Origin of the sequence: Myroides sp. LoEW2-1 (genome assembly GCF_009767705.1) — a bacterium.
Lineage (GTDB): Bacteria > Bacteroidota > Bacteroidia > Flavobacteriales > Flavobacteriaceae > Flavobacterium > Flavobacterium album_A.
This window is the reverse complement of the sequence record NZ_WSPP01000083.1, coordinates 1-20,287: the sequence shown is the minus strand read 5'-3', so window position 1 is coordinate 20,287 and position 20,287 is coordinate 1. Positions and strand designations below refer to the sequence as shown.

The following is a 20,287-nucleotide window of genomic DNA, read 5'->3' as shown; positions in this document are numbered from 1 at the left end:
GTTCGTTGATATTCCATATATCAAAGGTAAACATTTTTAGAAGCTGAAAGCTAAATGCACTAAAGTGCATAGTTTTAACTACAGTCTGCGACCAATAAAAAAACAAAAGGTAATTACCGCATTTGTACTAAATAAAAAAGTCAGCTTATTGCTAAGCTGACTTCGTATATCAAAAATAAAATTTGATTCTTATTTAATAGTATTGCGTTTTCTATCTGTCTCTTTCAAGAAGATTTTTCTTAAACGCAAAGACTTAGGAGTTACCTCAACATACTCATCTTTTTGAATGTATTCTAAAGCTTCCTCTAAAGAGAATTTGATAGCAGGAACAATACGTGCCTTATCATCTGCTCCAGAAGAACGAACGTTAGATAACTTTTTCGTTTTAGTAACGTTAACAGTCATATCATCGCTACGTGTATTCTCTCCAATTACTTGACCTTCGTAGATGTCTTCATTAGGATCAACGAAGAATTTACCACGATCTTGTAATTTATCAATAGAATAAGGAATAGCTTTACCATTCTCCATAGAAATTAAAGAACCATTGTTACGTCCTGCAATCTCTCCTTTGTATGGTTGATATTCTAAGAAACGGTGTGACATAATTGCCTCTCCTGCAGTAGCAGTTAACAACTGATTTCTTAAACCGATAATTCCTCTTGATGGAATTAAGAATTTAATAATCATACGCTCACCTTTAGGTTCCATACTTAACATTTCACCTTTTTTCAATGTAACGTATTCTACTCCACGACCAGATAAGCTTTCAGGAATATCAATAGTTAATTCTTCAACTGGCTCACATTTAACACCATCAATCTCTTTGATGATAACTTGTGGTTGACCAATTTGTAATTCATATCCTTCACGGCGCATTGTCTCAATCAAAACCGATAAGTGCAATACCCCACGACCAAATACCATAAACTTATCAGCACTATCCGTTTCGTTTACACGTAGTGCTAAGTTTTTCTCCAGCTCTTTGTTTAAACGATCTTTAATGTGTCTTGAAGTTACGTATTTACCTTCCTTACCAAAGAATGGCGAGTCATTAATAGTGAATAACATACTCATCGTAGGCTCGTCAATAGTGATTGTTGGTAATGCTTCTGGATTTTCGAAATCAGCGATAACGTCACCAATTTCAAAACCATCAATACCTACAACAGCACAAATATCTCCAGCTTGCACTTCAGATACTTTCTTGCGTCCTAATCCTTCAAACGTATGTACTTCTTTAATTTTAGACTTAACCGTTTTTCCATCTCTTTTAATCAAAGAAATGTTCATTCCTTCTTTTAAAATACCTCTATGTAAACGACCAATAGCAATACGTCCTGTAAATGTAGAGTAATCTAAAGATGTAATTAACATCTGTGGAGTACCTTCTTTAACCTCAGCTTGAGGTATGTGCTCAAGAACCATATCCAATAATGGTTCAAATGAATCTGTTGGTTTTTTCCAATCAGTTGACATCCAGTTGTTCTTTGCAGAACCATAAACAGCAGGGAAATCCATTTGCCATTCTTCAGCTCCAAGTTCAAACATCAAGTCAAATACTTTCTCGTGAACCTCTTCTGGCGTACAGTTCTCTTTATCTACTTTATTAACAACTACGCAAGGTTTTAAACCTAAGCTAATTGCTTTTTGTAGTACGAAACGGGTCTGAGGCATTGGTCCTTCAAAAGCATCTACAATTAAAAGAACACCATCAGCCATATTCAATACACGTTCCACCTCACCACCAAAGTCAGCGTGCCCTGGAGTATCAATAATATTAATTTTAGTTCCCTTGTAGTTTACCGATACGTTCTTAGAAGTAATAGTAATACCTCTTTCTCTCTCGATATCCTCATTATCCAAAATTAATTCTCCAGAAGTTTCATTCTCACGAAATAATTGACAGTGGTGTAATATTTTGTCCACCATCGTAGTTTTACCATGGTCAACGTGTGCTATGATAGCAATATTCCTAATTGGTGTCATATAAGGATTTTAAATTAGTTATTTTGTAAAATACGAATTTGGCTATAAATCAACAAAAAAAGCTCTCATTAATTGAGAGCTTGTATTCTTTTCTTAACTTTAAAAGACACTTGCTTTGCAATTATTATAATGCAGCAACGTGTTTTGTTAACTTAGATTTCAAGTTAGCAGCTTTATTATCGTGGATAATATTTTTCTTTGCTAATTTGTCAATCATAGATACTACTACAGGTAATTTATCAGCAGCCTCTTTTTTATCTTCAATCAAACGTAAAGCTTTGATCGCATTACGAGTTGTTTTGTGCTGATATCTGTTAAGTACTCTTTTCTTTTCGTTACTTCTAATTCTTTTTAAAGCTGACTTATGATTTGCCATTTCGTTTAAATATTTTATTAAGTCTATACTATTTTTTCTCTGTAGTCCGTAGGGGAATCGAACCCCTGTTACCAGGATGAAAACCTGGCGTCCTAACCCCTAGACGAACGGACCATTACCATCAATCTTGTTGTTCCTCTAAAAGAAAGAACTTCGTAGTCCGTAGGGGAATCGAACCCCTGTTACCAGGATGAAAACCTGGCGTCCTAACCCCTAGACGAACGGACCAAAATTTCAATTATTGACTCAAAAGAATCTGTAGTCCGTAGGGGAATCGAACCCCTGTTACCAGGATGAAAACCTGGCGTCCTAACCCCTAGACGAACGGACCGAAATTAATGTTTGACTCAGAAGAATCTGTAGTCCGTAGGGGAATCGAACCCCTGTTACCAGGATGAAAACCTGGCGTCCTAACCCCTAGACGAACGGACCATAAATTTCAATAATTGATTCATAAAAAAAGAACCTGTAGTCCGTAGGGGAATCGAACCCCTGTTACCAGGATGAAAACCTGGCGTCCTAACCCCTAGACGAACGGACCAATTTGCATTAGATTATTTCTCTTATAGAAAATCTTGTAGTCCGTAGGGGAATCGAACCCCTGTTACCAGGATGAAAACCTGGCGTCCTAACCCCTAGACGAACGGACCATTTGTTTCTCTAATGCGGATGCAAAACTACAATAAATTTTTTATCCCGCAAGAGAAAAACAAAAAAAATATAATTTTAATACGCTTTTGCGAATAACACTCTTCCCTTAGATGGCTTGCCTGTTAGCACACATACGCCCTCTTCTTCCACCCTATCAATTGGAATACAGCGAATTGTAGCTTTCGTAAGATCTTTGATCTTCTCCTCTGTCTCTGTTGTACCATCCCAGTGAGCTGAAATGAATCCACCTTTACCTTCCAAGACTTCTTTAAATTCATCAAAAGAATTTACTTCAGTAATATGTGCTTCTCTATAATCAAATGCCTTTTTGAATAATGTAGCTTGTATTTCCTCTAACAAATCTTGGATATACTCAACAATACCTTCTTTTGATATAGTTTCTTTTGTCAATGTATCACGACGCGCTACTTCAAAAGTGCCATTCTCTAAATCTTTTGGCCCTACAGCTAAGCGCACAGGAACTCCTTTTAATTCATATTCAGCAAACTTCCACCCTGGTTTAAATGATGTACGATCATCAAACTTAAAGGAGATGTTTAGTTTTTTAAATCTATCTGTGATCTTCTTCACTTCTTCGCGAATAGCTTCTAACTGCTCATCTGTTTTGTGAATAGGAACAATAACCACTTGTATTGGTGCCAAGTTTGGAGGTAATACTAATCCATTATCATCTGAATGTGTCATAATTAACGCACCCATTAATCTTGTACTCACACCCCACGAAGTTGCCCATACATGCTCTTGTTTTCCTTCTTGAGAAGTAAACTTAACGTCAAATGCCTTAGCAAAATTTTGTCCTAAGAAATGTGATGTTCCAGCCTGTAAAGCTTTACCGTCTTGCATTAATGCCTCAATACAATATGTCTCAACAGCACCAGCGAAACGCTCATTTGCTGTTTTAAATCCTTTTACAACTGGAATAGCCATAAAGTTCTCAGCGAAATCAGCATATACATTTAACATTTGTTCTGCTTCAGCAATAGCCTCTTTCTCTGTAGCGTGTGCTGTATGACCTTCTTGCCATAAAAACTCTGCTGTTCTCAAAAATAATCGAGTTCTCATTTCCCAACGTACAACGTTAGCCCATTGATTTACTAAGATTGGTAAATCGCGATAAGACTCAATCCACTTTCTATAAGTATCCCAAATAATTGTTTCCGAAGTTGGACGTACAATTAATTCCTCTTCTAATTTCGCTTCAGGATCAACTTCAATTGTCTTACCATCTTCCGCTGTCTTTAAACGATAGTGAGTAACTACTGCACATTCTTTTGCAAATCCATCTACATGACTCGCCTCCTTACTAAAATAAGACTTGGGGATAAATAAGGGGAAATAAGCATTTTGGTGACCAGTTTCTTTAAACATTCTATCTAACTCTGCCTGCATCTTCTCCCAGATTGCATACCCATATGGTTTTATTACCATACACCCACGTACTCCTGAATTCTCTGCCAAATCTGCTTTGACAACAAGTTCATTGTACCACTTAGAGTAATCTTCGCTTCTTTTAGTAATATTCTTGCTCATTTTTAATATATTAGCAGTTAAAATTGTTTAACTCTTAATTAACTATAATAATTCCACAAATCTAATTAAATTTGTTTTGACCAACAATTAAAAAACAGGGAAATGAAAACATTTGTAAAAAACTTCGTAAATACAAGTAAACTCTATGCTTTACTTGCAATAGGTGTATTTACTGTTTCATGTGGTTCATACTATAATACATCGTATTACGATGATGGTATATATAATAGTAATTCCAACAGAGCAGTGGTTCAACAACCTCAGCAAAACTATTACCAGCAATATTTTGCCAGTAAAAGTGATGATTTAGAATACTTTACAGATGTAAATAATTATATTTCGCCTGTAAATGACAGTATTCAACAACAAAGAGAACTTTCAGCAAAAAGCTATGGCACTTGGGGCAGTCAACCTAATGACGTCAAAATAAATATCTATAACAACAGTTATGGCTATGGCTATCCTTATTACGGATCGCCTTATTATGGATACCCATATTACAATGCTTTTTATGATCCATTTTACGATCCATATTATTATGGAGGTTGGGGCTGGGGTCTAAGCTTTGGGTTCGGATTTGGATGGAATGGCTATTATGGCGGTCATTGGGGACATGGTGGTTATTGGGGATATCCTTATTACCATTCTTACTCATATAGACCTACTTATTATGCAGGTTCAAGATATCCTACTACATATAGTAGAACGTCATACAACAGAACAAATAATAGTACTTCATATTCTCGTAATCCTTCTTATAGTAGAAATACATATAGTAGAACTTCTTATAACAGAGGTAATGTAGGAAATAATGGATACAATAGATCATCGTATTCACGAAACAACTACAACACTAATTCGAGTAACTCCTATAATAGATCAAACTACAGTAGAACAAATTATAGCAACTCTGGAAACTACAATAACAGTTCTTCTTCATATAGTAGAAATAACTATAATAATAGTTCTTCAAATTCAAACAACAACTATTCAAGAAGTACATATAGTAGAAGTAGTAACAGTACTCCGTCTTCTTATAGCAGAAGTAGCTCATCATATAGCAGAGGTAGTTCATCGTCTTCTTCCTCTTATAGTAGAAGCAGTTCTTCAGGTGGAGGATCTAGAACGACATACAGTAGATAATTATTCACTTTAGATATATATACATATATTAATTATGAAATTAAAAAAAATAGCTTTATCTGGAGCATTGTTAGGCCTTACGCTATCTTCATATGCGCAAGAAACTAATATGCAGAGCGCAATGCCCTTAAATGAAAATGATCTTAATGGTACAGCTCGTTTTAGAGCAATGAGCGGAGCATTTGGTGCAGTTGGAGGTGATTTATCAGCTTTAAAAATTAACCCTGCTGGGGGTGCAATCTTTAATTACAATAATGCTGCATTTTCAATGTCTTTTGTCAATAAAAACAATAAGGCAAACTATAATGGCACAAACGACAAGAAGAATTATGATGGGTTAGACCTTGGACAATTAGGAGCTATATTTGTTTTCAATTCTTTTAGATCGGATGCCGTAATGAAAAAATTTAGTATTGGAGTTAATTACGAGAGTACTAATAATATGCGTAACAATGTGCGCTTTAGAGGTATTGGTGATGAAAATTCACTAGGTGATTACTTTTTACAAATTGCTAATCACGGTGGGCCAAATGGTGGTCCTATCCCTCTTGGCGATATTAGTCCAGAAAATCAGCAAACAACGATTACTGATGGTTATCTACGTGCAAATTACTACGGTGGATTAACAGGAAGAAATGCGTTTTTGGGTTATAACGGAGGTTTATTCACTGAGAACAACAATGCTGAAGGATATCACCATGATTTCCTTACTGACACTCCTTTTCACCAATCGCGTAGCATAAGCACTTCTGGAAGTACAGGCTTATTTAGTGGTAACTTTGCAGCTCAATTAGGCGATCGCTTTTATGTTGGGGCAAACTTAAATATACACACCGTAGACTATACAGTAGATAGTGCATCTTATCAAACAGCAAGAAACTCATCTAATGGCAAAGACGAGAACATCTCTTTCATGAATAGCACCTATACGTATGGTACAGGATTTTCTTTTAATATTGGTGCAATTGCTCAAATAACAGAGGGACTTAGAGGAGGTTTATCTTATCAGTCACCAACTTGGTATTCGTTAAAAGATGAACTATATCAAGGGCTTCGAACGCAAATGAGTTATGATAACAATACTAATTTTATCTATCCTGATGTAGTGTTAAAAACGCCTACTTACAAATTGAAAACTCCTTCTAAATACACTGCGAGTTTAGCTTATATTTTCCAAGAAAAAGGATTAATCAGTGTGGATTACTCTTTGAAAGACTATTCTAATAACAAATATAAACCTACAAACGAATATCAAGATATTAATCAAGATTTCAAAAATGAACTACAGGTTGCCAGTGAATTAAGAATTGGAGCTGAATACAAAATCAAACAAGTAAGTTTACGAGGGGGATATCGATTTGAACAAAGCCCATACAAAAACACTAAATACATAGGTGATTTAAACAGTTTCTCTTTAGGTTTAGGATACAACTTCGGTCCGTCTAGATTAGACTTGTCTTACAATCATACTGCAAGAAACTACCAAACTACTTTAGTGGATATGTCTTATAATAATTTATATTCCAATGCTACTGTTAAATCAAAAGAGAATTGGATAAATCTTACCTATAGCATCACTTTTTAAAACTTTGTTTTTAGAACTTAAACAACTAACAATCTCTTTGCTGAGGAAACTCGCAAAGAGATTTTTTATTGTACCTTTGCAGATTAATAAAAGACTACTTAAATAAAAATTCTTATGAAACATATTTACAAATTAATAGCTGTGCTAACTCTATTTTCTTCGACAATAAGTTTTGCTCAAGAAGCTGTGACAACACCTTTGCGTTATACAGACTCGAATAAAGGTAAATTTTATATTTACTGGGGAGGTAACCGTGGATATTTTTCAAACTCAGACATCACGTTTAGAGGAAATGATTATGATTTCACGATTAAAGATGTACAAGCATCTGATAAGCCAAAAGGATGGCATATTGACTATATAAACCCATCTCGTATGACTATTCCACAAACGAATCTTCGTATCGGGTATTTTATTAGTGATAAATACAATATCTCGATTGGTGTAGACCATATGAAATATGTAATGGATCAAAATAAAATGGTGAAGCTTTCAGGGTATTATCCAGGTAAAGGTACATATGGTGAAACAATCGAAGGTGATCCAGACAGAGTATTGTTAACAGATGATTTCTTAACATTTGAACATACAGATGGATTAAACTACCTAAACTTTGAGATCAACCGCGTAGATGATATCTCAAAACTTTTTGGAGTATGGAATACAGATAAAGTACAAATTAACCTTACTGAAGGTGTTGGTTTTGGTATAGTATACCCAAAGACAAATACTAAATTATTAGGTAAAGAAAGATATGATGAATTCCACGTTGCAGGATTAGGTGTATCTGCAAAAGCAGGTTTGAACGTTACATTCTTTAAACACTTCTTTATTCAAGCTGAATTAAAAGGAGGTTTTATAGATATGTATGACGTACGTACTACTTCTGATAAAGCGGATAAAGCAATGCACAACTTTTGGTTTGGACAAACAGTTATTGCTTTTGGAGGTATATTCAGACTATAACAATTGCATTAAAAACAAATACAATATAAAAACGGGTGTCAGAATACTGACACCCGTTTTTATATTAGGTACATCCATGAGAACTTACAACAGAATACTGGAAATAGGTCAAAATTCAGAAATGACGTACATACCTTAGTCTATTCAAAATAGAGAAGAACTCTTATCTCAACAGTCTCTAACGATTGTAAAACACAAAAACACTTTACTCTTTCCTCTCCTACCTTGAGTGTAGATTCAGGGTACCTCAATACAACCTACTATCCCTTAACGAAAACTTAGAATACAACTGACTTCATCACAAAGTTGTCTCTACTTTACAAACTTGCTATTCAAGCAGTATAAGACCAATCCTCATGACTAGAGCCTAAGTTTGCTAAATATGGCTATCACTTTACTCAAATAGTTAAAACCATAAGCCACAAAGACTAATTGCGACCTTAAGTATAATTAATTGTACATAAACAAGTTTATTTTCTCCTTACAATACCACATATCCAACTTTATTATAAAACAGAATGTTTCCATTTTGCAAAGGTGTATCATATAAATATACTAAAGCAGATGTTTTGTAGCTAAAAAAAATGTAATTTTGCAGTCCAATTTTTTTAAATCAATGAGAACCAAAACTTTAAAAAAGAATAAAATCAACGTCATTACTTTAGGTTGTTCAAAAAACGTTTACGACAGTGAAGTGTTAATGGGACAATTAAAAGCAAGTGGAAAAGAGGTAACACATGAGGCTGCTAATGATGAAGCTAATATTGTGGTGATCAACACTTGTGGTTTTATTAATAACGCTAAGGCGGAGTCAGTAAACACAATCTTAGAATACGTAGAGAAAAAAGAGGAAGGTATTGTTGACAAGGTCTTCGTTACTGGATGTTTATCTGAGCGATACAGACCTGATTTAGAAGCTGAAATCCCTAATGTAGATCAATACTTCGGTACGACAGACTTACCTTTGTTGTTAAAAGCATTAGGAGCTGACTATAAACACGAATTATTAGGAGAACGTCTGACGACTACTCCTAAAAACTACGCTTACCTTAAAATCGCTGAAGGATGTGACCGTCCTTGTAGTTTCTGTGCTATTCCAATAATGAGAGGAAAGCACGTATCTCAACCGATCGAGAAATTAGTAAAAGAAGCTGAAGGATTAGCTAAAAACGGAGTAAAAGAGTTAATCTTGATCGCTCAAGACTTGACCTACTACGGATTAGACTTATACAAAAAGAGAAACTTAGCAGAGCTATTAGAGAACTTAGCGAAAGTAGAAGGTATCGAATGGATCCGTCTTCACTATGCATTCCCTACAGGATTCCCTATGGATGTATTAGAACTAATGAAGAGAGAACCTAAGATCTGTAACTACTTAGACATCCCTCTACAACATATCTCTGACAATATCTTAAAGTCTATGCGTCGTGGTACTACACAAGCGAAGACAACTAAGCTATTAAAAGAGTTTAGAGAAGCCGTACCTGGTATGGCTATCCGTACGACATTAATCGTAGGATACCCAGGAGAAACAGAAGAAGACTTCCAAATCCTAAAAGATTGGGTACAAGAGATGAAGTTTGAGCGTTTAGGATGTTTCACTTATTCTCATGAAGAAAATACACATGCTTATTTACTGGAGGACGATGTTCCTGAAGAAGTTAAACAAGCTCGTGCGAATGAAATTATGGATATTCAAGCACAAATCTCTTTTGACTTAAACCAAGAGAAGATAGGACAGACATTCCGTTGTATCATTGATAGAAAAGAAGGTACTGAGTTTATCGGACGTACTGAGTTCGATAGTCCAGACGTAGATAACGAGGTAAGAATAGATGCTACTAAACACTACTTAAAAATAGGTGAATTTGCAGATATTCACATCGATAGTGCTTATGAGTTTGACTTATTTGGTACACCCGTAAAATAAAGAAAAAGGCTGAATATTATCTATTCAGCCTTTTTCTTTACACAAACTTAATGATTAGATAAAGTTAGATTAATTGAATTTTATTTCCTTTGAATAAATCATTAAGAACAATACAATGAACATTAAAAAGAGTATATTAATAATTGCATTATCGATGAGTTCTATTTCGTTTGCACAAGAATATAATCCCCTAAAAATTGCGCATAGAGGAGCAATGGGGCACGTAACTGAAAATACTATTGAATCAGTACAAAAAGCTTTAGAGATGGGGTGTGATGCAATAGAGATTGATGTTTACAAAGTAAAGGATGGCTCTTTAATGGTCTTTCACGATGAAAAACTCAATAGAGTGAGCAACGGAACTGGTAACATAGAAGACTATACTAAAGAAGAATTAAAAAAACTGTTAGTCACAGGTAATTATCGAATTCCTACTTTAGAAGAAGTCATATCTACTATTGACAAGAAAGTTATTTTGAATATTGAACTAAAAGGTTCTAATACAGCTGAAGGAACGATTGAAATCATTAAAGATTTTAAGAGAAAAGGTTGGACCAATTCAAACTTTATTATTTCGAGCTTTAAATGGGAGGAGTTAGAGAAGATTTACGAATTAGACCCTACATTGGATATAGCTGTATTGACAGACAAAGAACCTGCTGACGCAATTGAATTTGCACATAAGGTCAAAGCAGTAGCTATCAATCCACATTTCAAAAAATTAAACAAGACAAATGTTTCTAAAATCAAGGAAGCTAATCTTAAAATTTACCCTTGGACTGTAAATGAAATTAAAGATATCAATCGAATGAAAGAACTAAAAGTAGATGGTATTATAACAAACTACTTAGAAAGATTGTAGAAATAAAGCTATTTTTCTTATTACTAAAAGAGGTCAACTGAAATATCAATTGACCTCTTTTTTATATTTAACTATGTATTATTTATTAAATGTAATCAAAGAATGTAGTAAAGTTTTGAAGTAGTAAAACCCAAAGGACAATAATCACTGTACCTAAAAGTGCCCCAAACAATCCCCCGAGAACAAAGTCTTTCTGTTTCAACATTCCCGTACCAAAAACAATGGCATTTGGCGGTGTAGAAACTGGTAAAAATAATCCACATGAAGAACAAAGTCCCACTACTAAACCAACAGGTAGTAACTGATCATGGGGTAGAACAATTGCCGCAATGTTTATGACAATTGTTGCGGTTGCTGTACTACTCATAATATTAGAAAACAAGACAGTTACCACTGCAAATATTATCATCATCACCACTACATTAAACTCCATATCAGCTAAAAACTGAGAATAATATGGAGCCAATAATTCTTTAATTGCCATACCCAAGGCTAAACCTCCAGCTACTAACATCAAGGTATCCCATGGCAATTTTCTCACGTCCTCAGCCGTTATAATTCCAAGCATTGGTAAAAACATAATAGGTACCATAGCTGCACCAGCTGTAGGAATATTCAATCTATTTCCAAACATCCACATTCCTACTGTTATAAATAAAATAATAACAACTATTAGGCGCTGTAGCCTCATAGTTTTAGTTAACTCTAAAGCTTTATTTACAAAGGATACATCAAGACCTTTTACTTTCGAAGTATATTTTCTAACAACAGCAAACCAAAAACCTACCAACAAAATTGTTGCTGGTATAAATCCCAAAAAGAACCATTGTGTAAAACTTACATCAAAACCCTTTGACTTTAAAACGTTCACAACGATTAAGTTTGGAGGGGTTGACACCATACTCATCATACCTGCAAAAGTAGCAGCAGCTGGTATACTAACCAATATTGCCTTTGACATCATAGAGTCTTTCCCTTCTCTATCTATAAGTGGCATAACCGATGCCAACACCATCGCTGCTGTAGCTGTATTAGATATAATCAAAGATAGAACGGAAGTAACAACAATGATTCCCAATACTAACGTATTGGGGTTTGATCCAAATATTGAAATCGTTTTCTTAAATAGAGATAAATCGAGATTGGTTTTCCGCATCCCCTCACTCAAAAAGAAACCTCCTAAGAATATCCAAATAACATTATCAGACCAAGTATCCGAAATCTCTTGGGAGGACAAAGTTGCTCCCTCAATATTATCCATTGTATAGACAAGGAAACCAATAATCATAATACCTACCGCAAAGGGAGGTATAGCTTCTGTTGCCCATAGAAGAATGGAGAAAATTAATATAAACATGGTGTATTTCTGCGCTCCTGTAAACACCTCAGGTGATAAAAAGTACGTTCCCCCAAGAGCTACTAACAATGAGAAAAAGAAAATTCCCACCCTTGTTTTGATATTCCACATATTCCATGAAGCTTCGATTAACAGCTCACTATAGAAACGAATACCAGTTCTAATCTTTCGAATCTTTTCGAAATAGTCAAATTCCATAACCCTAAAATTTTGACTGTTAAAATTACAACATTTAAACGCAAAATGCCACATTTTTAAGAAGTATAACCTACTAAAAAGCCTACCTTGAAAGACTCTGGTTTTATCTTTCTAAAAAATTCACTTAATTAGCATGAGTTCGTTTTACAAAAAACAAGAGGTAACCTTTTCTAAGGTGTTTGTTCACACCTATTTAATTCAAAACATCTGTGCATTCACTATTGATAAAATCACTACAACTGAGCATGAACTTAACGCGTTTTTAAAAGTATACTCGAATGCTGTAATAGCGGTCTTAGCTTGCACTTCCTTGGGGACTGATAGGCCTTTTCTGGGGGTTTTCTATCCCAGAGGGTGGTTTTGTCGAAGAAAGGTGCGAGAAAGGTGCAAGAAAACCTAAAGCAACTCCCTATCAGATCAGTGAAAAACTATCGATAGGTAATCAATAAACATGGATAAGCAATTAATTCTCTTTCTGCCGTTTTTTATAAACGATGTACTAATGTTAGATCACTTCGTTTTTTAATGTGCTTTAATTATACTTCTTAGGTTTTTACACAGAAAAGAATTTCTCTAAGTGCAATCTTTTGATTAACTATTCAGCGAGGGAGTATATTGAATTACTAAAGTCATGAATAAATAAATATCTCAATGTTGTTGTTAGAGAATAAAAAACCTTAATAGAGAAGGAATCCTGACAAAACTGTAAAGAAATTAATTCAATATTTTGTAGCAAGTAAAATATACTTACCTCAAAGCCTACTCTACAAAATATTCACGATATCATTGATAAAACCAGTTTACGAACTAAAGTTTAATATATGTTTATTATAATCTGTCTTTCTCTGTCATATCTATTTCTTTAGAGCTGTATTTCACCTTTTGGTTTCCTAAATTATACTTCAAAGAAACAGCAAAACCTTGTGTATCGCTATAGTCTTTAAAGTAGTTATTTTGATTCGCATAGTTAGTACTAATGATCTGTCTATCACTACCAAAAATATTATATACATACAGATTAGCAGCTAACTTATTCTTCAAGAATTCTCTACTCATGATAAAGTCTGTACGCTGATAACTACTTATTCTAAAGGTTCCTTGTACAGTAGGAGTATAAAAGTTATAAGTCAACATCGCTTTCCAGTTACTTTTCTTTTCAATATCAACAGAAGTACTTAATCGCCCTCCAAATATTAAAGCATCATTCTTATACAATTTCTTATCTACACCATAAAAATAATCTTCCTGCTGTTGCAAGTAAAGAAAAGGACTCACTGACCAAATAGGTAAAATCTGGTGAGAATAGTTTACAATCATACCCGCTAGTTGTCGTTTATCTATATTCGTATAATGATAGATTAACATATTATTTTCAGGTTCTTGATAAGAGATTTCCATAGATGGATTGTTCTCACGATTATAAAACAGTTCAATATTTAACTGATTCCAATTATAACTTAAACTAAAATTATGACTGATCGTTGGTTTTAAATCAGGGTCACCTTGAAAATATGAAAACAAATTATAGTAACTCTTCGCAGGGTTCATCCAAGAATACGAAGGTCTGTCAATGCGCTTGCCATACGAAAAACTCAAATGATGATCGTCTGTTACATCATATTTCACATAGGCTGTAGGAAATAGTTTAAAGTATGACTGTGTGTCACTCCCTACTCCTGTACTCTTCGTCTGAATACCGGTGTACTCTCCTCTCAATCCTGCTTTGATTTGCCATTTATCCCATTGCTTCGTAAAGGAAGTATATCCAGCCCAATTGATTTCTTGATAATCATATTCGTTACTCTTGTCTTTATTAGGATTACTTGTTTTAGTATCAAAAAAGTCTAATGAATATAAAGCTTTGACAATACTATACTTACCACCTAACTCCCATTTGGTTGTTTCTTTATCTATCGTATAATCAACACCAGATACAGCTAATCGTGTGCGCGACTTATCTTTCGTTGCAAAAAAGCGTTCAGATGGTACTTGATCTTTAAAGTTTAATTCAGTTAAAACATCTTGATTATCTTTTTGGTTATCATACGTAAAATAAGATGACCATAATAAATTTTTCTCGTGACTAAACTTTTTGTCTAACATAAAATACCCTGTGTACGTATCCATATTAGCACGCTTCTTATTAAAAGTGGTATAATTAGATTCTACAATCCCTTCTTTATTATAGATCAATGTAGGGATGACAAAGTCACCTTTGGTTTGTTCATTAATATAACCACTTCCTCCTACTGTCAGTGTCAATGTACTATCTACCTTTACATCCATCTCTGCATTAAAACTATGACGACCTTTCATCTTATTCTTACGTGTCAGGTCTGTACTCCAACGCTCTCCGTTCTCATAGATAACGTTGTCTTCATTATACCGCACTCCAGTTCCTTTTGTATAAGTATAATTGCCAGATAAATTCACTTTATCACCAGAGTAAAAATGTTGTGTACCTAAGGTGTTAACCGCGTAGGTAGTTTGTTTAAAACGATTTGTTACGCTCCCTTTATACCCTAAATTTATATTCTTTTTTAATTTAATATTCAATACTGCTCCACCCTGAGCATCATACTTAGCAGGAGGATTAGTGATAACTTCTACAGCTTCTACCTGTGTACCATCTGTAGATTCAAGCATCTCCTTTAATTGCTCTCCTGTCAGCATCACTTTTCTATCGTTAATCGTCACTAATATACTAGAGCTCCCACGGATACTTAGGTTATCTCCTATCGCACTTACCCCAGGTGTTTGTTTCAGAATATCCCACGCATTCGTAGTCGCTAAAGGCGTATCTTGTACATTAAATACTAATCTATCTATTTCTCTTTTTATAGTAGGACGCTTAGCAGTAATCATTACTTCATCTAAAATAGCGTTATCTTCTGTTAACTCTACTACAGCTGGAGCCGTACCTAAAGGTATTGTTTGAGATTTAAACCCTACATAGCTAAACTCTAATTGAGTAATCAATGCATTATCATCTAAATCATAAACACCTTGTTCATCCGTATAAACAGCCTGTACCATCTTGCCATCTGCATCTTTTGCTACAACAGTAACGAAAGCCAATAGTTCCTTTTTATTATCTGTTACTTTTCCTTTGATTTGAGAGTTAGTTGTTTGTGCATTGACTAATACACTTAACAATAATATGCTCCATAAAATAAGTATGCGTACCATAATTTCATTAATTTTAAACAAAGGTGTTGTATTCATTAAAAGAAGGTGGTTAATGAACGGTTAATGAACGGTTAACAGCAAAAGCCTGTTGATGTATTACCCTGTTTTTAAAGTATATTTGTGTATATGAAAAAGCTAAATTCTAAATATTACTTAATCATCTTTTGTGTTTTCTATATCCTCTTATTAGGATTAATGGGGTTCTATTTTAACCAAGCTATCCGTCTTAAACAAAAAGCTATAAATAGTCTAGCACATGAGAAAATAGATGATTTATTAGAGCAGAGTTCATATAAGAATATGAGTCTGAATAAAGAGAGTGAATTATATAAACATTTCTTAGCTCTAAAAAAACAAGAAACAAGTATAAATATTATCAAAGAGGATTATAATCATAATAGCGAATTATTTACTACTAAAGTAGATAGTACCTTTAAAGAATTAGGTTATAAAGTAGCTGCTAAATTCACGATAACACAGATTACCCTTAATGATAAAAATATAAACTTACTAGACGAACCTTTTACTTTCTTAGAAACAAATGAGAAAGTAGTTCATCCTCAAAAAATAAATACTTCTGAGTGGGAAATCAATGAGACGAGTACTCATGATCAAAATGACAATCATATAGGGGTAAAAAACGATAAGGATTTACATATCACTGTTCATCAAGAAAAAGAAATCGAAGTAGTTAATTATTTAAGTATTGTACTAAAGCAATTACTTCCTTTATTTATAGGTTCTAGCCTTATCTGTATCTTTATTTTAGTGCTTTACTATATCACTTATCGTACCATAAAACACAAAGAAAAAGAGGTAGCTAATCTATACAATATGGTAGATAATGTCTCTCATGAGTTTAAACTACCTATCGCTACCTTAAAATACGGTTGTAAGAATCTGTCCAAAGAATATGAGTCTCCAACAGTGAACCTTCTACTCCGTCAAGTAGATCGATTAGACCGATTACAGAATAGCCTTAATCCTATCCTATCAGATGAAGAAGAAAGCTATAAAAAAGAAGATGCTTTAGTGCTGATAAAGGATCTCCAAAACCTATATCCTGAAGTATTATTATCAATAGAGTGGAGTGCTAAAGATGAACTTAATCTCCCTAAAACTAAAATAGAGACTGTGCTTCTTAATTTATTAGAGAACAGTATTAAATATGGTGGGACAGAGATTAAATGCAGTGTCTCATCAGATGCTAATCAATATATCATCACAGTTATAGATAACGGAATGGGAATCGCTAAGGATAAACAGAGTGATATCTTCAAGAAATTCTATAGAATACGAGAAGGCAATATCCATAACACCCAAGGACTAGGTATCGGCTTATACCAAGTACAACAAATAGTAAAATCACTTCACGGAAGTATTAATATAAATAGTAAACTACAAGTAGGGACTACTTTTAAAATCACGATACCTTATGTATAAATTATTATTAGTAGAGGACGATATTGATTATGGTACTGTTATCCAACAGTATTTAGGTATTTGTGGATTTGAGGTAAAATGGTTCACTACTCCAGAAGAAGTTATAGATACTGTAACTCAAGAACACTTTGACTTAGCGATATTAGATATTATGCTTCCACAGAAAGATGGTTTTACCTTATCGAAAGAGATTAATACGGTATTACCTAATTTGCCTTTCTTATTCTTAACAGCAAAGAACCAAAGCATCGATCGCTTAATGGGGTTAAAGTTAGGTGCTGATGATTATATCTCTAAAACATGTGATCCTGAAGAACTAAAACTGAGAATAGAGAATATCCTAAAGCGAACCGCTGTACAAAAGACAGAACAGTACTCATTAGGTAGCTATACTTTTAATCCTATACAGCTAAAGCTTAGTCATCCCTCTGAAACAATACGTCTCACAGAACGAGAGAGAGATTTATTACTTTTATTAATCAGTCATAATGGCGATATTATCTCTCGTGAGGAGATCTTACAGAAACTCTGGCCATCTGCTGATTACTTCAATGGCCGTAGTTTAGATGTATTTATAACCCGTTTGAGAAAATACTTTCTACACGATGAATCTATAAGTATTAATAGCTTAAGAGGTGTTGGTTTTGAAATATGTTTAAACGTGAAAAAAATATAAAAGGAGAAATCACTATTCTGACTTAAATGTAAACTTATCAAGAAATTCCTGTGTAATAGTAGGTAATTTTCTCAATTTACTTAAAGTAGCTTTACATTTTTCTTCCCATTTGACATCGTGTGTTTGCAAATATAAATTGTAGGTGGACCAAGCATAATTTGCTAAATAATCTAGAAGTTGGCCAAACATATCTTCACAACCTTCAAATGAAACAACAGCTTCTTCATATTGTTTAAGTTGAGTATAGAGTATCCCTTTCATTAATAAAACTTCACTCTTTCTCTTTTCAGTCAAACTATTTATTTGAACAAACTTTTGCTCTGCGAGTTCAAGACATTCTATTCCTCTTTCATAATCACCTAAACTTGTAGCTGTTAGTCCGATTCCATAAAAGCCAATAGGGCTATTCGGAAACTTCTCTACGATATTTTCATACTCCTTACGAGCCAATCCTACACTACTCACTCTTAATGCTGCTTCCGCGAGTTCTTCTTTAAACTTTAAATTTGGTGAGCTTGATAAGCTATCAGCATAAAAATAATAGGTTAAGGCAGCTTTGTGTTTATCTTGTTTTGTAAGAGATACACCTGTAAAATAATAGGCATCACATAGTGCTTTGTCTTTTTCAATAATTTGAAAAAATATCTTTCCTGCTAAATTCACATGCTCGTCATTATTGAGCGATTTAATACCTACTTTGTATAACTGCTTGAGATATTCATCAGAGGTAGGACATGCAAACTTATAGGAATCTATACGATAAATATCATCGATATCTTGTCCTTTAGTTATAAATGTCCCAGTAATTAAAAAAATAAATACAAATATTTTAAACCTACAAAACATACAGTCTATTTTCGATAAACCAATTCTCCATTTGGCGAAGCACTGAAAAATTCTTCTTGCAATTGTTCTTCGATGCGTTCTGGAAACAAAACACCATTTAAATGGTCAAACTCGTGTTGTAATATAACTGCAGTATATCCTTCAACAACTTCCTGAAAATGCTGACCTTCCAAATCGTAATAAGTAATCTGGATAGCTAAACTACGGGCAACTTCTTCATAAATATCTGGAATCGATAGGCATCCCTCTTCCCCTACTCTCATTACTTTAGAATACCATACAATCTCAGGATTAACAAAAAACTCAAAAGGATTATCTTTTTTGTCCAATCGCTGAGCTAAAAATACTCTGCGATTTATCCCAATTTGTGGAGCTGCTATACCTACACCAGGTTTTTCTTCATCGCGTACAGTGGCATACAAACGAGATATAAGGATTTTCAAATTAGGATCACGAGCATCAACAGGTTTACACTTTTCGTGTAACGATTGATTATCGATACTATCAGTACTTTGTAAAACACGCATAGGTTCACTAACGCTACCTTGACTTAATAAGTTTAATTCTATTTCGTTTAAAGGAGTAAAACTTTCCATCAATTCAAATTTTGATTGTAAATGTAAGGATTTAATACACTTTGTACTAAACAAAAAAGCTCAAGATTTAACTTGAGCCTTTGTTATTACGCTGCATTCTCCGTTATATTGGGAGGGGTTGCATTATTTTCTTCTGGGAGTGTTGGCATTGGATCATTCACAGATTTTACTTCAACTTCATCATCTTCCTCGTCATCCTCTGTGCTTTTTCCTAAAACTTCACTTGGTTTATACTTCCCGAGTTTAATTTTAAAATCCTCTGGAGAGCCTGTAATTTTCATTGGTATTCCTATAATTCCCATAGGAGGAAGTCCCAATCTAAACCCTATATTCATTTCACCATCCAAACTAACCTGTCCTTCAAATCGAGGTCTAAACCCTGCCATTTTCATCTTCGTTCGCTCAATAGTCAAGACATTGTCTTTAATAGAAGATTTAATATCTACTTTTGATACATTCCCTTTTTCAAGAGATTTAGCATCAGTCTTATCAGCAATTGCACCTAACAACTTAAATGATTTAAACTTAATATCCTCTAAGGTCAAAGTTCCCTCTCCTTCTAATGATCTCATCACAGGAAACATTCCACTGTTTAAATTCCCCTTTAACTTGTAATCTAAGGAAACAGTTCCATAAGCATCTTTAGCCATACTTACCATCTCTCTAAACATTGGTACTTCTTTGTAAGCACGTTGAATATCAAAGTTAGAAGCATCTATTGCATATTCAAACTCAGCTTTTCTAAGTCCATTAGGCTTATATCTACCTGTCATTCCTACATTGGTCCCAACTAACTCAAACTGTGTCTTATTCAAGTTTATTTGACCTTTATTGGTCGCAGACTGTAGTTAAAACTATGCACTTTAGTGCATTTAGCTTTCAGCTTCTAAAAATGTTTACCTTTGATATATGGAATATCAACGAACCGG

General features: G+C 34.1%; 14 protein-coding genes, 6 tRNA genes and 1 pseudogene. 7 read left to right on the top strand and 14 right to left on the bottom strand.

Annotation, left to right across the window (positions count from 1 at the left end):
- Nucleotides 1-189 precede the first annotated feature (189 nt).
- The 9 genes from typA to proS form a co-directional block, all read right to left on the bottom strand.
- Nucleotides 190-1,989 carry a translational GTPase TypA gene (gene typA / locus GOQ24_RS06100; RefSeq protein WP_155091043.1) on the bottom strand — a complete coding sequence of 600 codons (1,800 nt, stop codon included), beginning with the start codon at nt 1,987-1,989 and terminating at the stop codon, nt 190-192.
- Between the two features lie 124 nt (nt 1,990-2,113).
- Nucleotides 2,114-2,365 (bottom strand): 30S ribosomal protein S20, encoded by a 252-nt coding sequence (gene rpsT, locus GOQ24_RS06095; protein WP_155091041.1) that lies wholly within the window; start codon nt 2,363-2,365, stop codon nt 2,114-2,116.
- Between the two features lie 42 nt (nt 2,366-2,407).
- Nucleotides 2,408-2,479 (bottom strand) — tRNA-Glu (locus GOQ24_RS06090).
- Between the two features lie 42 nt (nt 2,480-2,521).
- Nucleotides 2,522-2,593 (bottom strand) — tRNA-Glu (locus GOQ24_RS06085).
- A 31-nt stretch (nt 2,594-2,624) separates the two neighbouring features.
- Nucleotides 2,625-2,696: transfer RNA gene (locus tag GOQ24_RS06080), tRNA-Glu, on the bottom strand.
- A 29-nt stretch (nt 2,697-2,725) separates the two neighbouring features.
- Nucleotides 2,726-2,797: transfer RNA gene (locus GOQ24_RS06075), tRNA-Glu, on the bottom strand.
- 37 nt (nt 2,798-2,834) lie between these two features.
- Nucleotides 2,835-2,906: transfer RNA gene (locus tag GOQ24_RS06070), tRNA-Glu, on the bottom strand.
- Nucleotides 2,907-2,943: 37 nt separating this feature from the next.
- Nucleotides 2,944-3,015 (bottom strand) — tRNA-Glu (locus GOQ24_RS06065).
- A gap of 76 nt (nt 3,016-3,091) precedes the next feature.
- On the bottom strand, nt 3,092-4,567 hold the full coding sequence (proS, locus tag GOQ24_RS06060) for a proline--tRNA ligase (protein ID WP_160339298.1): 1,476 nt from the start codon (nt 4,565-4,567) through the stop codon (nt 3,092-3,094).
- Nucleotides 4,568-4,669: 102 nt separating this feature from the next.
- Between proS and GOQ24_RS06055 the strand changes: the two genes are divergently transcribed.
- The 5 genes from GOQ24_RS06055 to GOQ24_RS06035 all read left to right on the top strand — a co-directional run bounded on the left by GOQ24_RS06055 (nt 4,670) and on the right by GOQ24_RS06035 (nt 11,053).
- Entirely contained in the window at nt 4,670-5,710 is a 1,041-nt protein-coding gene (locus GOQ24_RS06055; RefSeq protein WP_155091039.1) for a hypothetical protein, read from the top strand.
- Between the two features lie 34 nt (nt 5,711-5,744).
- Nucleotides 5,745-7,295, top strand: coding sequence for an OmpP1/FadL family transporter (locus GOQ24_RS06050; protein ID WP_160339297.1), 1,551 nt, complete (start codon nt 5,745-5,747; stop codon nt 7,293-7,295).
- A 114-nt stretch (nt 7,296-7,409) separates the two neighbouring features.
- The gene (locus tag GOQ24_RS06045; protein WP_155091037.1) at nt 7,410-8,261 is read left to right on the top strand and encodes a hypothetical protein; all 852 of its coding nucleotides are present in this window, start codon (nt 7,410-7,412) and stop codon (nt 8,259-8,261) included.
- Nucleotides 8,262-8,877: 616 nt separating this feature from the next.
- Nucleotides 8,878-10,191, top strand: a complete 1,314-nt coding sequence (gene rimO, locus GOQ24_RS06040; protein WP_155091036.1) for a 30S ribosomal protein S12 methylthiotransferase RimO — start codon at nt 8,878-8,880, stop codon at nt 10,189-10,191.
- A 115-nt stretch (nt 10,192-10,306) separates the two neighbouring features.
- A complete protein-coding gene (locus tag GOQ24_RS06035; RefSeq protein ID WP_155091035.1) occupies nt 10,307-11,053 on the top strand; it encodes a glycerophosphodiester phosphodiesterase in 747 nt (248 codons plus the stop codon).
- A gap of 85 nt (nt 11,054-11,138) precedes the next feature.
- Here GOQ24_RS06035 and GOQ24_RS06030 read toward each other — a convergent pair whose 3' ends face one another.
- Together GOQ24_RS06030 and GOQ24_RS06025 are read right to left on the bottom strand one after the other, a co-directional pair.
- Nucleotides 11,139-12,608: an SLC13 family permease gene (locus tag GOQ24_RS06030; RefSeq protein ID WP_155091034.1), complete on the bottom strand. Its 1,470-nt coding sequence runs from the start codon at nt 12,606-12,608 to the stop codon at nt 11,139-11,141.
- An 828-nt stretch (nt 12,609-13,436) separates the two neighbouring features.
- Complete coding sequence (locus GOQ24_RS06025) at nt 13,437-15,797, bottom strand: outer membrane beta-barrel family protein (RefSeq protein WP_155091172.1); 2,361 nt, start codon at nt 15,795-15,797, stop codon at nt 13,437-13,439.
- A gap of 126 nt (nt 15,798-15,923) precedes the next feature.
- Between GOQ24_RS06025 and GOQ24_RS06020 the strand changes: the two genes are divergently transcribed.
- Both GOQ24_RS06020 and GOQ24_RS06015 read left to right on the top strand, forming a co-directional pair.
- A complete protein-coding gene (locus GOQ24_RS06020) occupies nt 15,924-17,240 on the top strand; it encodes a sensor histidine kinase (protein ID WP_155091033.1) in 1,317 nt (438 codons plus the stop codon).
- Entirely contained in the window at nt 17,233-17,916 is a 684-nt protein-coding gene (locus tag GOQ24_RS06015) for a response regulator transcription factor (RefSeq protein WP_155091032.1), read from the top strand. Before GOQ24_RS06020 ends, GOQ24_RS06015 begins: the two co-directional genes overlap by 8 nt.
- 12 nt (nt 17,917-17,928) lie before the next feature.
- On the opposite strand, the gene GOQ24_RS06010 is transcribed toward GOQ24_RS06015, so the two are convergent.
- The 3 genes and pseudogenes from GOQ24_RS06010 to GOQ24_RS06000 form a co-directional block, all read right to left on the bottom strand.
- Nucleotides 17,929-18,762 carry a tetratricopeptide repeat protein gene (locus GOQ24_RS06010; RefSeq protein ID WP_155091031.1) on the bottom strand — a complete coding sequence of 278 codons (834 nt, stop codon included), beginning with the start codon at nt 18,760-18,762 and terminating at the stop codon, nt 17,929-17,931.
- A 5-nt stretch (nt 18,763-18,767) separates the two neighbouring features.
- Nucleotides 18,768-19,358 carry a peptide deformylase gene (gene def, locus GOQ24_RS06005; protein ID WP_155091030.1) on the bottom strand — a complete coding sequence of 197 codons (591 nt, stop codon included), beginning with the start codon at nt 19,356-19,358 and terminating at the stop codon, nt 18,768-18,770.
- Nucleotides 19,359-19,444: 86 nt separating this feature from the next.
- A pseudogene (locus GOQ24_RS06000) lies at nt 19,445-20,188 on the bottom strand (AsmA-like C-terminal region-containing protein); the annotation flags it as partial.
- Between the last annotated feature and the right edge of the window lie 99 nt (nt 20,189-20,287).